The sequence below is a fragment of the Streptomyces cellostaticus genome, from assembly GCF_023630175.1.
GTDB classification, from domain to species: domain Bacteria; phylum Actinomycetota; class Actinomycetes; order Streptomycetales; family Streptomycetaceae; genus Streptomyces; species Streptomyces cellostaticus_A.
Genome location: NZ_JALLIN010000006.1, coordinates 61,846 through 78,235 on the forward strand (window position 1 = coordinate 61,846; position 16,390 = coordinate 78,235).

The following is a 16,390-nucleotide window of genomic DNA, read 5'->3' on the forward strand; positions in this document are numbered from 1 at the left end:
GTCGTTGCGGGGAGCTCCGTCAGTCGTTGCGGGAGGGCGCGATGCCGCCGTTGCCCGGGCTGCTCGCGAGCGGCCCGGGCGCCTCCCGCTCCAGGGAGTCCGGTTCGGGCGAGTGGAAGTCGAGACGGAGGCCGGGCCAGGGAACGTCACCCTCGCCGGCTACGGCCGCGCCGTCCCCGAGGCCCCGACCCGGCCGCACGGACGGCTCCTGGTGCCGCCGGGAAACCACGCCCGGCCCCAGGGCCGCGTCGACGTCGGCGGAGTGCGCCGGAACGGCGCCTCCCACCGGTCCGTTCCCGAACGCCGCGCGGCCCGGGACGCCGGTCGGCGCGGCGGTCACCGCGCCGCGGACCGCTCGTGGGGCGCGGCCACCGGTCCCGACAGCGCGGCGGAGGCGGTGAACAGCGCACGGACGGCAGCGCGGACCTGTTCGGCGACCACGTCCGGGGTGGAGGTGTCGAGCTTGCCGTCGAGGTGCAGGAACGCCAGGCCGTGGACCAGGGCCCACACCGTGGTCGACAGCGTCTGGTCGTCGGCGCCGGGGAACGCGCCGCGGACGACGCCGCGGACGTACTCCGAGATCGCGGTGGTGGCGGCGACCCGTTCCTCGCTGTTCGGATCACAGGGCTCGGCGAGCATCACCCGGAACAGCGCCGGGCGCTCCAGCGCGAAGCGGACGTAGGCGACGGCGATCTCCATGAGCTCATCGGGAGTCGTGGGCGCCGCGTGCGCCGCGGCCAGGTGGTCGGCCAGCTCACGGTAGCCCTGCGCGGCGACCGCGGAGACGAGCGCGTCCCGGGCGGTCCGGCTGCTCCGGCGTTCAGTCGCCCGGCGTCAGGACCGCGTAGGTGACCTGGGTGCCGTCGTCCAGCCTCGTGCGGATGAACTGCTCGTTCAACGTGGGGGTCGAGTGCAGCAGGGAGACGAGCACTCCGACCGGCGCCGCCAGGAATCTGATGACGCCACCGGCCGCGGTCTCGGCGAACAGTTGCTCCAGGCGTGCGAGCGAGGCCTCGGTGAGCAGTTCGGCGATGAAGTCGTCCACCTCCCTGGAGCTTTCGGGTGGGCCGTTGTAGATCGTCACGTAGTAGCCGCTGCTCTGGAGCGGGCTGACGCTGATCGTGGCGTCGTCGCGGACCGGGTGCCCGGCAGGCGCCTCCCTCGGTATCGGGATCAGCGTCCCGTCCGGGTCGGGTGCCGCCTCGAACCGGTCAGCGGCGTCGGTCCGCGGACTGGGCAGGTTGTGCTGCAGTGTTTCGTCAGGCATGGCGATCTGCTCCTTCAGTGGCCGTGACCGTGGTGGTCGTCCCGACGGTCGTGCCGGTTGTCGTCGTGATGGTGGTTGTCGTCGTCATGGTCGTCCCGACGGCCGTCGCAGTCGTCGGACGAGAGGGGGAGGTCGACGGTGTCGCAGTAGATCACCGGCCCGGCCGGTGCGGACGCGGCGGCACCGTCCGCCGGGATGCCCTCGGTCTCCATGACCAGCAGGCGCAGACGGACCCCGCGCCGAACGGGCGGTACCTCGATCCGGCCGAGGTAGGAGGGCCGGTCGGACGACTCCGCCTCGGCCGAGGCGAGTGGGGTGGCGGTGTCGTCGAGGGTCACCCACCCGAGATCCTTATCGCGGATGATGTCGTGGCGGCGCTGCAGCGTGGCGGTGATCCTCGGTGGCGGGGAATCGGTCGGGTTCCAGGAGGGCCCGGTGAGACTGACGCTGAGCGGCGGGCCGGGCCGGACCGTGAGTTCGCGGTCGGGCAGGGTCCGCACCAGGTCGGCGAGGACGACCGGGGAGATCTCGGCTCCGTCGATCGAGTGAGGCTGGTACCGGACCAGGGCGAGGCGGACGAAGGGCAGGCAGGTGTCGCCGGTGTCCAGATCCAGGTCGAAGAACCAGCGGCCGTTCCCCTCGTGGCTGCCGCCCGCCTCGTCCGTCTCGTTCCCCTCGCCCTCGTCGTCCCCGTCGAACCGCGGGGCGAAGCCCAAGACGATCACGGGGAGTTCGTGGTCGATGACCAGCCGCTTGGGCTCCCCCACCGCATTGGTGAACATCTCCGGGGTCGGGGCCACCACCGGTGCGGACCTGTGGAGGGGGTCGCGGCCCATCAGGGTGACCTTGGCGTCGCGCAGGGACTCCGGGTCACCGCCGGGCGGCTCGCCGAGGACCACACCGAGCAGTTCACCGTCCCCGGAGGACCACCAGGGGCGGCCCACGTACACACGAATGCCTCCACCGCGCCGTCGTCGGACGATGGCGCCGGACGTTCCTTGCTCCTGTTCCAGGGAGAGCGTGGGCACGCAGTACAGAATCCGCGGAGCCATGGGGGCCGCGCTGCTGAGCACCGGGTACTCCTGCGCGGCGCCCGGTACGGTCAGCTCGCTCGCGCCGGGTTCGGCGAATTCCGGCGGGAAGCAGTCACCGAACCGGCTTCCCGCCAGCGGGTGATAGCGCACCATGCGGTATCTGGTGTCGCCGAACTCGTGTTTCCCGATGAGGGGTGGGCCGCCGTCCACGGCCTCGTGCTCGGCCGCGTCGGTGCTGAAGGTGAGCATGCCGTCCCGCAGGACGGCGGACTTCCCGTCGGGGGTGCCCGCCTGGACCGCCCTCGCCGTCAGCAGTCCGAACACCGGCGTGGTCACCTCCCGGGTGGCACGTCCTTCGGGGCCCGCGTCCGTCACCTCGGTCCACTCCGCGATCAGATCGACGCGGCTCGTACTGGCCTCGTCCAGCGCGATGGCGCCGGCCAGATGCTCCGCCGTCGCCTTCTCCGGGCGTCGGGTCCTCGGCGGGAACAGGGTGAGCACGGGGGTCCTCAAGGGCTTCTCGACCGCGTGGACGAGGGTCAGCTCGTGCCAGGGAGTGAACATCCAGTGGCGACCTGCCGCGGCGAGCTGCAGCGCACGGTCCGCCTTCCGCGTCTCGTCCGCTCGCAGTGCCGCGGCCTGCTCCTCCGGCAGCGACGCGAATCCCGCCGCCGGCGTCGTCGGCTCACGGCACCAGGAAGCCATGCCCATGAGGTTCTCGTCGAAGTCGATGCCGGAGCACACCCGGACGGTGGCCACGGCCCCCTTGGGCAGCGACACGGTCAGCACCCGGGACGCCTCGTCGAAGCGGGGCGGCGCGGTGCCCTCGGTCAGCCGCAGCCGGAAGGACTTCGGCCGGTGCCAGACATCGCCGTCCCAGGGGACGAGGAACGGATGACCGGCGGGCATTCCCGGCAGATCGAACAGGGCGGCCGCCCGGGCCAGGGGGTCGGGCAGACCACGCATGTCGACCCGCTCGCCGGTGTGCAGCGCGATCACCGCCGGGTGCTCGGGGTCCGCCGCCGGTGACTCGACGGGCTCCAGACGGACGTCCGGGCCGGGGTCGTCCAGGGAATCGCTCTCACGTACGGCCAGTTCGTACACCGCGTTCTGCACGGCGGGATCGGCGGAGCCGATGGCCTCGTCCAGCAGCCCGTGCCATTCCACGCACTGCAGTGCCACCTTGGGCGCCACCACATGGCGTTCGTCGATTCCCCGGTAGGGGCGGTGTCCCTTCTCGACGACCGGAGGCAACCGATTGAACTCCGCGGCGTACTGCTCCGCCGTCCTGCCGCCGGCAGGGGGCTGCCGCGAGCTCGGGGGGCAGTCGACGACGGTGAAGCCTGCTCTGAGGCCCAGGCTCGTGAGGGACTCGCAGCCGGGTATGCCGTCCGCGTCGCTCCCGGCGAAACCCTGCCTGCGTTGCTCCGCGGCGTAGACGCCCTTCGTCAGCCTCCCGAAGTAGCCGTCCGCGCCGCCCGGGATGTCGTGGCCCAGGGCCAGGAGCGCCCTCTGGACGACGGCGACGTCGGCGTTCCTCAGTTCGGGCCGGACATGGGCCAGCGAGATGGACGTCCCGCTCCCCACCGGGCCGGGCGGAGCCGCCGGTGGCGGCCGGTCCCCCGGCGTGCTGCGGATGACCATGCGGAAGGTGGAGGCCCCCTCGCCGAGCGGCAGTCGTGGTACCACCGCCGGCGCCGACACGGCCTCGAATCGCTGGAAGAGCAGCGGCCGGTCGGGGATCGCCACTTCGGGCAGGTGCATCAGGGCGTCGGCCTGCTCGAGGTCGAGGCCGCGGCCGGCCAGGTCGACCGTACGCAGCCGCACCCGGTACCCGTGCAGGTACCGAAGGACCGGCAGTGAACCGCGCCCCGCCCTGACAGTGATCTCCAGCGGTACTCCCGGTGGCGCCTCGCTCCTGAGCGGCACCGGGGGGTTGGGGGGCCGATGGCTGTCGGGATCCCCCTCGTCGGTGTCCAGCACGAGGCCCGGGAACGGAGCGGACAAGGACCAGCCGCGCCAGGCGGCCACCGGTTCGGGTATGTGCAGCGCCGAAACGTTCGGCGGGGAGACCGCGTGGGTCTGGAAGAAGCCCTCGTCGGAGACCGTCAGCAGGAGCGGCCCACCGCGAGGTTTCCGGTACTCCACGTCTCTCGCGTGCAGCGAGAACCAGGCGTTCCGCTGCTCGTCCCAGACGTCCATGCGGTGACCGCGGACCAGGTCCCGCGCGGCCAGCACGGGCGGGGTCGGCCGGTCTTCGGGGGTGTCGGGACTCCCGAGGTTCCGGGGAGCCCGGCCGTCCTGCTCCTTCTGGTGGGCGACCACGACCCGGAGCAGCTCGTTCTGGGAGCCCGCCTTGGCCAACTCCGGCTGCAGGGCGTTCATACGCCCGTCCCGGACCAGGGAGATACCGGGGTTGCGCATCGGGGACAGCCCTGTGGCGTCCTTGGACACCCCCACCATCTTGAGCGCGGCGCCATCGACGTCCGCCTGTTCCAGGGAGAAGTTCGTCGTGAACTCCTCCAGACCCCGGGAGGGCGCCGACAGTGCTGTCCGAGCCGTGGGCGGGTCGTCGTCGGGAGGTGGCTGCGCGGCGAGAAAGACACGACGGCCGGGATCGTCCGGACGCGGCGAGAGGGGATCCGCGCCGAAGTAGTAGCGGGTGAGGCAGGCGACGTCGTACGAGTGGGGGGCCAGTGCCGAGACCCAGTGGGGGACGACCGTCAGCAACCGCTCGCCGTCGGACATGGGCAGCCCCGGCACCTCGAAGGTCAGGACCAGTCCGAGGTGCTGGAGCAGCACGGGGTGGTCGCCGAGTGAGCCGAGCATCGTGTGGAAGTCGGGACACGGCGGGGAGGGTGGCCCGGGTTGCTCCTCGGTACCGGCCGCGGGCGGTTCACCGAACGGGGACTCCGCGGCCACCGCTGTCTCCAGCCGGGCCGCGGGTCCGGCAGCCGTCGAGGGGAGGAAGAACGCGTGCAGCGCCCGCAGTTGCGGAGGTACCGCGTCGGCATCGGTGGCGTCAGGCCCGCCCTCGGCGTGGCTCCTCGCCTGGGGCCCGGCGAGGAGCGTGGACCGTGAGCGCAGCAGTTCCCTTGTCGCAGGCGGGGCCTGCGAGTGGTCTCTCGCCGCCGCGGCGTAGACGTCTCTGGTGTACGTGCGGACCCCTTGAGCCGAGTAGCTGGTCAAGTGCTGCTCGGGCGGGTCGGGGTAGGGATCGAGCCGGGTGCCGCCGTCGAAAAGGCTCGTCCACAGGTTCGAGTTCGGTTCCGGGAGCTGTGGCCGGAGCGGATCGGTGAAGGGCACGGGCGTGGCCTTGGGGTCACTGGTGGTGGCGAACACGAAGGTGGCGGACATGACCGTGTGCGGCCAGTCGTGGAAGTCCCTGAAGCCGCTCAGCGTCGGGTTCGGCCCCTCTTCCGGGTAGAGCCGCGGCGTCACGAACACCGACACCTGTGCCCGGGTACCGTCCTGCGTAAGCCCCGCCGGGAGGACCGTCCAGTTGATGTGCTGTTCGAGGGGCATGGGCATCACCCGTCGGCTTGGGGGGCGTAGGCCCCGCAGAAATCGCGCCAGTGCTCCAGCGGGACGCAGTCCGCGAAGGACGGGTCACCCGGGGCGCCGGAGAAGCTCCGTTCGAGTTCGAGCGTCACGGACTTGCTGAAGAAGGCGATCCGCACGCTGACGGTGAGCGTGCCCCGGCCGCGGACCACTGATTGGTGTCCGTGTTTCTCGTAGCGGAGCTCGAGGTTGAACTCGACGGAGACCGTGACGATGCCCAGCACGCAGAGGAAGCCGCTGCAGCGCAGGTAGCCGGTGAGCGAGACCCTGTCCTGCGTGGCCGGTGTGTCCCCCTGCTGCGGCCTGCCCGTCTCGAGCGTGAAGAGAATGCCGGCCATGATGGAGACCCCGCCGCTCGCGACCCCGAGGTCCAGTGCGGCGGCGCCACCGAACTCGATCGCGCCCTCTATGCGCCGTGGGCCGGTGGTGTCGACCTCCATGGTGAAGTAGCCGCCGCCCCCCAGAAGGGACACGGTGACGTGGAAGGGATGCTGCGGCTCGGCGACGGAGAAGCTGAACGAGACGGGCTGGTCGTAGTCGAAAGGGATCCTCACTTCGGCGGCCAGCGAGAGGTTGGAGAGCGTGAAGACACCGATCGGAAGGGTCGGTACCGCGAACCTGTAGCCCGCCCGGACACCGGTCCCGTCGACGTCCACGTAGGCGCCCGAGCCGAAGACATCGGCGGGCAGGGCGCTGCGCAGGGTGTTGATGAACTCCAGGTCGTTCTCGAAGCTCAGCCTCACGCCGTCGGCCGTGACCTCGGGCTTCTTGCCCGGTCCGGTCCTGAACGTCAGCTCGTCGAAGTGCACTTGGGCGATGTCGAGGAAGTCCAGTGCGAAGTCGGTCAGCGTGCCCCGCACGGTGGACGTGTCGGCGCTGCCCTGCGCGCGGATCGTCCGGGCGTCCAGCGTCAGCGTGGAGTTCTCCACGATGACCGGCAGCGGCGACGTGCCGGGCTCCGGATCCGGTCTGCGGCCGAGTCTGGTCTTCCACACGTAGCGCAACTCCTTGCCCTGGACGTCCGGCAGGTCACGGACACGCAGAACCGGTGCCGACAGCACGGCGTCCGTGGCACCGAGGATGCTGTCGATCCGCTCATCGTCCAGGTTCTGCACCGTTCCGGCGTGGGGGACGTCCTGCAGGAACACGTCCAGGGGAACCGTGCCGAGCAGTCGGGCTCCCGCGAACAGCTTCCTGATGTCCCCGATGTCCTCGCCCGCCCGGTAGACGTCGGGGACGACACCCGCCTGGGCCGTGATCAACTGCAGTTCGCTCCTGGGGCTGGCGACGCCACCGGCCTGCTCGGCCCCGAAGGCGACCGGGACCGGGGTCTCGAGATCGAGGTAGGCGCCCGCCGGGTGGCCCTCCATGGTCCGCTCGAGGTAGGTGGGGTTGAACTTGACCGCTCGGTAACCGCCATCGCCGGTGAACTGCTCGACGGCGGGGACGCGTACGTTCGCCTTCCGCACGTAGGGCGTACCCACCCTGCGGAGGTCGAAGGTCAGGTCGTCGACCGGATGGCTGGTGCTGCCGGGCGCGCCCACGGGTGGCGCGGCCATGGCCATCACCTGGCCGTCCAGTTCGCCCTTCAGGCCATCGGGCTTCTCCCCGAGCAGTCTCGCCACCAGTTGCTCGGTGCCGATGGGCCGGTGCTCGCCGTTCGGCAGGGGCGCGTCCGGGTCGACGAGCTGTCCGTCGGGCACGTAGATCAGCGGCATCCTGAGGCCGACCTTCCTGCCCTCGTGGTCCGTGCCGATCAGCGTGAACTGGTAGTCCTGCCCGCCGCCGGCGAGCCTCACCCAGAAGGCGACGTCGTCGACGAGCGGCGCGTCCGGATCAGGCTGCTTCGAAGCCGTGGCCGGCGGCATGATCAGCGGCGTGACGCGATCGGTGACGCGCAGGGTGGTGAAGGGCATCTCCCGCCCCCCGTGCGGGTAGTCGCCCGCTTCGTACGCGACCTCCGGCTCCTTGACGATAATGCGGTCCTCCCGTCGCAGGTAGGCGACGATTCCGCCGTGCGGGTCCGCGGCGAACACCCGCCGGAACTCCGCAACGTGTGAGGCACGGTGCTTGGTGCACAGGCGGCCGCGGGTGACGACGCGCACGTACTGGTCGCGTCCCAGTCCCGTGATGTGGTCGTACATCTCAAGATCGGGGCAGTGCCGCCCGGCCGCGGGGTAGCGTTGCACGTCGCCTGCGAGCGGTGCCTCCCAGGCACCGTGCAGATGGGCGGACGCGCCGAGCGGCGTGACGATGAACTGTTCCGAGTGCAGCGGCTCGCTGGGGACCTGGATGGGGGGACCGGTCGGTGGCACGAGTTCGGCGCGGCTGGTGAGGGTGACGATGTCCTCCCGCTGCCTGTCGCCGAGGGAGCCGATCCCGAGGTGCGGACTCCGGTCCGGCACGGTGGCGAAGGCCCGCAGCAGCACGTCCCCACCCCGGGTCGACCGCAGCCGCGCGTGCCACAACGCGGTGCGCCCGTCGGCCCGATGAGGTGCCGGTCTGGTCAGCCAGTCCACCGGCCCGTCGTAGGTGATCAGCAACCGGGTGGGAAATTCGAGGACGCTTCCGGGAACTCCCTGGAAGCCCGTCGCCCCCGCGGCACCGGCGCGCAGGCCGGTCAGGTCCGACAACGGCACGAGTCGGTTCCAGTCGAGCAACGCCTCCAGCGAGAGGTCCAGACCGTTCGGGTCTGCCGGCACCGAGAACGACAGCGTCGTCGGGCCGGCGGTGCGGGCCGTGACCGAGGCCGACGGGGCCGGGGTGGCCGCCGGGAAGGCCTGCTCCATGACGTGCTGCGGTGGCAGCACGGCCAGAACGAATGCCGGGGTACCGGGAATCCGCGGCACCAGACGAGAGCCGTCCCTGCGCAGGTTGATCAGGCTGATGTCGACGACGAGCATGTCCGCCGGCCGCACCACCCGGAACGGCCCCTCGGCACTGTCCTCGGTGCGTGCCGGACCGGGGTCCGGGCGCCTGTCGCGAGGGCCACCGGGCCCGTCCCCGCGGGGCTCCCGCCCGCTGTCGGGGTCCCGGTCGCCGCCGGAGCGCCTGCCCCGGCCCGAGCCACCGCGGAAGGCGCCACCACCGCCGTGATCACCTTGACGGCCCTGAAGGCCCTGGCGGCCTTGGGCGGCATGGTCGCGGAGGTCGTGGCAGAGCTTCAAGACCACGGGAAGCGTCGTGTGGAGAGCCATGGGCGAACGCCTCGTTCGAGTTCGAGATGACGATCTACGAGGTCGTGTGAATCAAGGGCGGCGCGCGACGGCGCGGCTCACCTCTCCCACGATTTTCACCCCGGCGGCGTCTCCCTGCCACTGGAGCGGGACCACCGCGGTAGTAGGTTTCACAGTCAACCAGTGACGCTTCAAATAGATATGACGTCCCGTCAGCCGAGGCGGCCCTGCGCCGTTCACGAAGTTGCGGCGCCCGTCCGTACCGGCCGAGACTGAGGACGAGAGGCGCAAGGTGTCTTCCCCGTCCGAACTGCGGTTGCTCGGCCACTTCCGCCTGGAGTGCGACGCCGGGCCGGTGGAGTTGTGCCACAACGGTCAGCGCCTGCTGGCCTTCGTGGCACTGCGCGGAGGGGTGTCCCGCACGGTCCTCGCCGGAACGCTGTGGCCCGAGGTCACCGAGGACCACGCCCGGGGCAGCCTGCGCACCGCCCTGTGGAAGCTCCCGCGCGGTGATCAGCCGCTGATCCGGTGCTGCGGGGACGCGCTCGTCACCGCCGAGACCCTGCACGTCGACGTGCACGCCCTCACCGAGACGGCCCGCACCGTGGTCCAGGGCGGTGGCCCACCCCTCGGCGGACGGCTCCCTCCAGGGCTGCTGGGAAGAGAGGACCTGCTGCCCGGCTGGGACGAGGAGTGGGTACTGCTGGAACGCGAACGACTGCGACAGTTGCGGCTGCACGCCCTCGACACGCTGGCCGAGGCGCTGGTTCACGAGGGACGGCCGGCACTCGCCCTGGAGGCGGCGTGGGAGAGCGTGTGCGCCGAGCCGCTCCGGGAGAGCGCGCACCGGGCCGCCGTCGCCGCGCACCTCGCGGAAGGCAATCTCATCGAAGCGGTGCGTCACTACCGGTCCTTCCGGCGCCTGCTGTGGGACGAGCTGAGAGTCGAGCCCTCCCCTCGGTTCACACGGATGCTGGTCGGCCGCGGCTGCTTCCCCCCGGGTCGTTGACGCCGGCTTGACGTCGGGCTGACGGCCCGTCCGTAGTCTCGACGGGGTGCCTTCGAGGCAGCCCGTCCCTGGCGACCGCCTGGAGGACGCATGACACCGACCCCGAAACTGCCGATCGTCTATGTCCGCGGATACGCCGGTGGCGCCTCCGCGATCGACAAGGCGGTGGCGGACCCGTTCTACGGGTTCAACGAGGGCTCCACGCACATCCGTATCGGGGCGGACGACGCTCCGTGCTTCTACGAGTTCGAGAGCCCCCTGCTGCGGCTGCACCTGGACGAGGGCTATCGGATCCTCGTCGACGGCGGCCAGGCCCGCTATCTCGCCGGTCATGACACGATCCCGCCGGACACCCTCTGGATCCACCGTTTCTACGACCCGTCCGCGAGCACCTGGGGCGCTCGCCCCCGGGAGTTCCGGCTGGAGACTGCCGCGGCGGACCTGCTGCGGCTGATCGACACGGTCAGGGAGAAGTCCGGAGCGGCGCGGGTGCATCTGGTCGCCCACTCCATGGGCGGGCTGGTGTGCCGCTGCCTGATCCAGAAGATCCTCCCGGACCTCGGCCGCGATCCGGACGACTGCGTGGCCAAGCTCTTCACGTACGGCACTCCGCACGGCGGCATAGTGTTCGACGTCGGCTTCGGCCTGTTGGAGAGGCTGCGGGACCTCACCGGTGTCAACGGCGCGGAGATCTTCGGGCGCGAGCGGATGTACGAGTACCTGACACCGAAGTCGCAGACGGACCCCGACGGTCCGCCGCCGGCCTGGGACGCCCGCGCGATGCCGGAGGAAGGGCAGTTCCCCTTCCCCCGGGAGCGGGTCTTCTGCCTGGTCGGCACCGACCCTACCGACTACGAGGTGGCCCTTGGCCTGTCCGCGGCCACGGTCGGTCCGCGCAGCGACGGTCTGGTGCGGATCGACAATGCGTACGTCCCGGGCGCGCACCAGGCGTACGTGCACCGCAGTCACAGCGGGCGCTACGGACTGGTCAACTCCGAGGAGGGCTACCAGAACCTGCGGCGCTTCCTGTTCGGGGACCGCCGGGCCGAGGCAGCGCTCATCGGGGCCAGGCTGCCGCGGCGGGCCGACACGGTGTGGCAGGCCGAGGTCCGGTTGTCGGTCCGCGGCCTGCAGATCGTCACCCATGAGCGGACGAGCGCCCACTGGTGCCCCGTCCAGCTCCCCGGCGGCGGCACGGACGGCTCCCCGGGCGACGAGGCGACGGTCCCCCTGGTGGACACGTTCCTCTGCAGCGGTCTGCGGCCGGACGAGACCGGCACCATGCGGTACGCGATGCATCTGCGGATCCTGTCGCTGCGGCGCCGGGACGGGCTGCTGAGCTTCGACGACCACCTGGAGCAGACCGCCGACTTCGACGACACCCTCGTGATCGACGTCCGCGCCGACCCCACCGATCGGGCACCCGCGCTCACGGCCACCTGGAACTCCGATCTCACCGGCCCGATCAGCGCCTACCGGCCCGACGGCCACGCCCTCCACGACGAGGAACCCGCCCCCGGTACCTGGGTCGGCCGCATCCCGCTGCCCGCCACCGCGGCACCGATCCTCGGGGAGGACGCGCGGATACGGCTGACCGTGACCCCCTGGCGCTGACGCCCCGAAAGGAACGAACCTCGATGGTCTCACTGTCCAACGTCCGGTTCGGCGCGAGCAATGACGACGTCCGCACCGTGCAACGGGCCCTGATCGCGCAGGGTCACCGGATCCCAGGCGGCCCCACCGGATTCTTCGGCGAACAGACCCGCGCCGCCTACCGCGCCGAACAGCTCGCCCAGGGCTTCACCGGAGCCGACGCCGACGGCGTCGCCGGCTACCGCTCCCTGAGCGCACTCGGCCGGCGGGCCGGCTTCACCGTCGACCGCCCGGGCACCGGGGGCGGGCGGGTCCCCTCCCCGGTGCCCGGGCACAGCGTCACCTTTCCCTTCTACGCCCGCGGTCCCTACGCCTGGAAGCCGGACGGCCTCAGCCGCCATACGGGGGAGGACTTCGCCGCGCCGACGGGCACCCCCGTGGTCGCCGTCCGGGACGGGACCATCGCCTGGTCGAACAGCAGGGGCGGGGCGTACGGCCAGTGGATCGGCCTGAGCGCCGACAACGGGCACGTGTACACCTACTGCCACCTGTCCCAGCGGCAGGTGCGCGACGGCCAGAAGGTCACCGCCGGGCAGCGACTCGGCGGAGTCGGTGCCACGGGCAACGCCACCGGACCGCACCTGCACTTCGAGATGTCGAAGGGCTCTCACTGGGCCTACGGCATGGTCGGGGAACCCACCTGGTGAACCGCGCGAAGCGGGCAGGTCCCACGCCCCAGGAGGAGATCGCCGTGCGGACACCCGACAGGCAGCACACCGGCTTGCGACCCAATCCCAAAGTGCGACGGCCCTCGCTGAACACCTGGCGGTCCCGGCTGAGCGTGGCAGTGATTCTGCTGGTGCTGCTCGGGACGACGGTGCTGCTGAGCTGGTTCGGCCTCGGTTGTTTCATCCATGCCCTGACGTTCCCCGGCCGCCTCACCGGTGCCGTCCTCATCGCGGTCGCCTTCAGCGCGCTCATTGCCGCGGGCGCGGTCCTGGATCACTGGGTCCGGCACGGCTTCCAGTACTCCGGGCTGGTCGTGCTGATCGGCGTGTTCGCTGCGCTCATGGCCAACGCCATGCTCCTGCTCAGGACGCTGCGGAGCGGCGATTCGGTGACCTTCCAGGCGCTCTTCGGCGCACTGGTGGCAGGGTCGGCGTGGGCCGTCTTCGCCGTGTGGCGGACGTCGGTCACGATCCCCGCACCGAAGCGAATGGCCGCTGCCCTGGTCGTCTCCTCGGTCCTCGCCGTAGCCAACTTCGCCTACCAGAACCTCTATCTACCGAACCGGCACCAGGTCAGGCCTCTCATCACGTTGTCCGTGGGGAAGGCCCTGCCGAGCAAGGACCGCAAGGCGTTCGCCGTACCGATCGACATCACGATCCAGAACCCCGCCGATGTGGGCTTCTACGTGCTCGGCACCGAATTCCACGCCATGGGGGAACGGGTGAGGCTGAGCCTCAGGGACCGTCTGCGCGACGAGTGGCGGAGCGACGCCCAGCAGTGGGCCAGGTCCTCGGGGGAGATCAACCCGCTCTCCCGCAGGGAGATTCGCCAGCCCGGCGAACTGATGGAGGCGAAACCCTGGATACTGCCCGGCGACTGGATCGAGCCCGGTGACTCCTTCACCACCCGCATGGTGGTGCAAGTCCCCGTGGACACGCCCTACGACCAGATGGCCTTCTACGCCACCGCGAAACTCGCGCGCAAGGACCAGATCGTGCTGGACCCACCGATCAACTTCGTGGCGGCCTCCTGGCGTGGTGGTGACGTCGCGTCATGGGTGAAGGAGCAGCAGAAGAGCGGCCTCGACTCCCTCGTCTACCGTGCCCGGGTGCACGAGAACAACGCGATCGACGAGAACACCAGGGATCCTCGCTTCGTCTTCGTCTACTGGACGTTCGGCCCCCACGGCGCGGGTGTGCAGACGAGTGTCACACGGGAGGGGGCGGGCAGGGACGAAAAGATCTCCGGGCAGGAGCAACGGGAACTGGTGAGCCGGTACGGTCTCACCGACATCGCCGCGGGCCCTGTCGAGCGCACCCTGTGGGACATCAAGAGGCGCTGAGCCGCTCAAGCCAGGCCACCAGGGCGAGGGAACCGTTCAGCCGGTCCCAGGAGTACGCGTCCCCCGTGCCGAGCCGGGCCTCCGCGACGGCGCGGCACAGTGTCTCCACGTCGAACATCTCGGGTACCAGCGGATGGCGGGCGGAACGGCACAGGGTGATGAGTTCGTCGCCGTGTGCCCGCAGGCCGCGGGCGTAGAGGTCGTCGAAGGGGACCTTGACCGTCCGGTCGGCGAGCGGGGCGGGCAGCAGATCCGCCATGGCCGCGCGCAGAACGGCCTTGGGTCGGCCCGGCTCGAAGGCGACCGAGGCGGGCAGGCCGCTCATCGTGGCGATGACGTCCGGGTCGAGGAAGGGGTGCGAGAGGAGGAACCCGTCCCGTGCCGCCCGCTGCCAGGACAGCGGGTCGGGGGCGGCGGAGTAGTTGGCGGCGGCGTACAGCGACTGCTCCGGTCTGCCGCCGAACACGAAGCGGCTCTCCGCGATGCCGGCCTCCCGGTAGCCGTGGGCCCGCGCGAACCCGGGCCGCAGCCATCCGGGGCGGTTGAAGGCGCCGAGTCCGCCCAGCACCGTGCCGCCGCCTGCCAGGGCGGTGGCCCGTTCGGTCGCGAGCGGAAGTGCCGGCTGGACCACGTAGGCGTGGACCACGTCCCGCAGGCCCCGCCCGCTTCCCGCGGCCCACGACCGTGCTTGCCGGGTCATCTGCCGGAGCCGGCCCGTGCGGGCCAGCCTGTGCAGGACGTACGGGTTGGCGTCCGCGACCGGGTCGGCCCCGCAACCGGTGAGGAGGGTGTCGCACCCCAGCTCGGCGGCGGCGGTGTGGAGCCTGCTCCAGAAGGGGGCGCGGAAGGCGTGCCGATGCGGCTCGTCGGCGTCTCCCGCGTGGTGCTCGAAGTCGTCGAAGTCGGCCACGCCGTCGGTGTCGACGATCAGCGGGCGGGCCGAGGGCGCCAGGCTGCGGATCCGCGCCACCGCGAGGTTCAGGTAGGGGCGTTCCGAGGCCAGCTCGCCGTGGGTGAATCGCCCGGCGAGCAGCACCAGTTCCCCGGGGTCGCCGCGTTCCCCGGCCAGCAGACGTGCGGCCAGCAGTGCGACGCTGGTGGAGTCGGTGCCACCCGAGACGTGGCATGCCGTCATGGTGCCCATGCGGCTCCGGACTGCGTTCTCCAGCGCCAGCCGGAGCTCCCGCGCGGCCCGGACGCGGGTGGGCCCGTCGGCTGCCCGCTCGGGCGGCCCGGTCACCCGGCGGACACACGTCGGTGTCCGGCCGCGCATCCGGCCGGTACGGGAGACCTCCACGACCTCTCCGCCCAGGACGCGGTGGACCCCGGTGAAGGGGGTGAGGTCCGTGTGCGGCTGCGCCAGGTTTCCGGTGAGGTATCGGCAGAAGTAGCGGAGGTCGAGCCCGGTGGCGCTCCCGAGGCTGCCCGCCGATGTGCTCGCGGCGGTCACGCGGCCGCCGTACTCGCTGAAGAACAGCGGGACCCGTGCCTGCCCGTCGCGCAACAGCAGGACGCGGTCGCCGTACACCAGGACGGCCGCGTAGTCGCCGGGTGGCAGGGGCGGCGCGGCTCCCGGCCGGCCCAGCGCGTCGAGGAGGCGGCGCGCACCCCGTTCCCGGTCGCGGGCCGAACCCACCCAGCCCACGACGGCGGCCGTGCCGGCCGGCGAGGAGACCGTCGTCACGAGTCCCCGGCACGTCGTGGTGCCGACTGTCCGAAGTCTCGGTGCGCCGCCGGCCCAGTCGAGGCGGAGCGCGTCCACGTCAGCGTCCCCAGCAGTCGATGGCGAGCACCGACGTGAAGGAGTGCCCGCGCGGATCGGAGTCGGGGATGCACAGGCCCGCCGACTCCGTCCACGCGTGCATGGCGAACGGATGCTCGCGCACACCGACGTGCAGGACGGCATCGAAGCCGCACCGCCGCAACAGGACGAAGGACGTCACCGCCTCGGACTTGCAGTCGCCGTTGACGAGCCAGCTCCCACGGCTGTGTGTCCGCACCGCCTGTTTCAGCCGTCCGACCTCGTCGGCGGAGGGGGCGTCCGCGCGGGCGTAGCCCGGCGCGGCCAGCGCCAGCAGCCGGAGGACGCGCCCGAATCCCGCGGTCCGGATCAGCAGGTGCGCTCCGCGCAACCAGATCCCGACGCCCGAGTCCGCCGGCGGCGTCCGGCGAGCCGTCGCGCACCCGGCGCTTCTCAGGGAGCCGACGAGTTCGGCGCGTTCCTCGGGGCTTCCCTCGACCAGGTTCAGGACGTCCGCCGCCGCCATACCGAGGAAGCGCGTCCGCTTCCAGTCCGCGATGAGCGCTCCGTCGGACAGCCCGGTGACACGGCAGTGCGGTGACAGCAGCCGTGCCACGGATGTCAGGGCCTGGGCGTCCTCTGTCACCGCACTGCCTCCAGGAGTCAACCGCTGACGGTGTCAGGGCTGGTAGCCGTGACCGTCGTACATTCCGCCGCTGAAGCCCCGGACAAGACGGCCGTTGCCGAGAAGGACCAGCCGGAGCGGCCTACGGCGCCGCAGGAATCGGAGAAACATCGCCCACCTCCAGAATCAGGCAGGACCGATCAACTCCCACACTACTCCGCGCGGAATGCCCCGCAACCGGATCAGGAGCCGGTGCGCGGCCGTAGGGAAGCCGAGGCGACGAGTCGTCAACCGGAGGATGAGGAAGCCGTGT

General features: G+C 71.3%; 10 protein-coding genes and 1 pseudogene. 4 read left to right on the plus strand and 7 right to left on the minus strand.

Annotation, left to right across the window (positions count from 1 at the left end; translation table 11 throughout):
- Positions 1 to 19 precede the first annotated feature (19 nt).
- From MXD57_RS05420 to MXD57_RS05440, 5 genes and pseudogenes are all read right to left on the minus strand, one after another.
- Entirely contained in the window at positions 20 to 286 is a 267-nt protein-coding gene (locus tag MXD57_RS05420; protein ID WP_250400128.1) for a hypothetical protein, read from the minus strand.
- Positions 287 to 336: 50 nt separating this feature from the next.
- Positions 337 to 831 (minus strand): annotated as a pseudogene (locus MXD57_RS05425) (TetR-like C-terminal domain-containing protein); the annotation flags it as partial.
- Complete coding sequence (locus MXD57_RS05430; RefSeq protein ID WP_250400129.1) at positions 821 to 1,267, minus strand: hypothetical protein; 447 nt, start codon at positions 1,265 to 1,267, stop codon at positions 821 to 823. The gene MXD57_RS05430 and the pseudogene MXD57_RS05425, both read right to left, overlap by 11 nt.
- Positions 1,268 to 1,281: 14 nt before the next feature.
- The gene (locus tag MXD57_RS05435; protein WP_250400130.1) at positions 1,282 to 5,826 is read right to left on the minus strand and encodes a peptidoglycan-binding domain-containing protein; all 4,545 of its coding nucleotides are present in this window, start codon (positions 5,824 to 5,826) and stop codon (positions 1,282 to 1,284) included.
- 5 nt (positions 5,827 to 5,831) lie between these two features.
- Entirely contained in the window at positions 5,832 to 8,765 is a 2,934-nt protein-coding gene (locus tag MXD57_RS05440; RefSeq protein WP_250400131.1) for a hypothetical protein, read from the minus strand.
- Positions 8,766 to 9,330: 565 nt separating this feature from the next.
- Here MXD57_RS05440 and MXD57_RS05445 point away from each other — a divergent pair.
- From MXD57_RS05445 to MXD57_RS05460, 4 genes are all read left to right on the plus strand, one after another.
- On the plus strand, positions 9,331 to 10,047 hold the full coding sequence (locus MXD57_RS05445; RefSeq protein WP_250400132.1) for an AfsR/SARP family transcriptional regulator: 717 nt from the start codon (positions 9,331 to 9,333) through the stop codon (positions 10,045 to 10,047).
- Positions 10,048 to 10,137: 90 nt separating this feature from the next.
- Positions 10,138 to 11,661: an esterase/lipase family protein gene (locus MXD57_RS05450; protein WP_250400133.1), complete on the plus strand. Its 1,524-nt coding sequence runs from the start codon at positions 10,138 to 10,140 to the stop codon at positions 11,659 to 11,661.
- 23 nt (positions 11,662 to 11,684) lie between these two features.
- The gene (locus MXD57_RS05455) at positions 11,685 to 12,347 is read left to right on the plus strand and encodes a M23 family metallopeptidase (protein WP_250400134.1); all 663 of its coding nucleotides are present in this window, start codon (positions 11,685 to 11,687) and stop codon (positions 12,345 to 12,347) included.
- 134 nt (positions 12,348 to 12,481) lie between these two features.
- Complete coding sequence (locus MXD57_RS05460; RefSeq protein ID WP_250400135.1) at positions 12,482 to 13,711, plus strand: hypothetical protein; 1,230 nt, start codon at positions 12,482 to 12,484, stop codon at positions 13,709 to 13,711.
- Here the strand turns inward: MXD57_RS05460 and MXD57_RS05465 are convergent.
- Both MXD57_RS05465 and MXD57_RS05470 read right to left on the minus strand, forming a co-directional pair.
- Positions 13,698 to 15,395, minus strand: coding sequence for an asparagine synthase-related protein (locus MXD57_RS05465; RefSeq protein WP_250400136.1), 1,698 nt, complete (start codon positions 15,393 to 15,395; stop codon positions 13,698 to 13,700). The two genes, MXD57_RS05460 and MXD57_RS05465, sit on opposite strands and share 14 nt — an antisense overlap.
- Before the next feature lie 79 nt (positions 15,396 to 15,474).
- Positions 15,475 to 16,098: a lasso peptide biosynthesis B2 protein gene (locus tag MXD57_RS05470; protein WP_250400137.1), complete on the minus strand. Its 624-nt coding sequence runs from the start codon at positions 16,096 to 16,098 to the stop codon at positions 15,475 to 15,477.
- Positions 16,099 to 16,390 lie beyond the last annotated feature (292 nt).

What these genes read in the sequence shown, in the direction of transcription:
- MXD57_RS05435 (WP_250400130.1), bottom strand. Translation starts at nt 5,826, where the DNA reads ATGCCCCTCGAACAGCACATCAACTGGACGGTCCTCCCGGCGGGGCTT.
- MXD57_RS05430 (WP_250400129.1), bottom strand. Translation starts at nt 1,267, where the DNA reads ATGCCTGACGAAACACTGCAGCACAACCTGCCCAGTCCGCGGACCGAC.
- MXD57_RS05455 (WP_250400134.1), top strand. Translation starts at nt 11,685, where the DNA reads ATGGTCTCACTGTCCAACGTCCGGTTCGGCGCGAGCAATGACGACGTC.
- MXD57_RS05450 (WP_250400133.1), top strand. Translation starts at nt 10,138, where the DNA reads ATGACACCGACCCCGAAACTGCCGATCGTCTATGTCCGCGGATACGCC.
- MXD57_RS05440 (WP_250400131.1), bottom strand. Translation starts at nt 8,765, where the DNA reads ATGCTCGTCGTCGACATCAGCCTGATCAACCTGCGCAGGGACGGCTCT.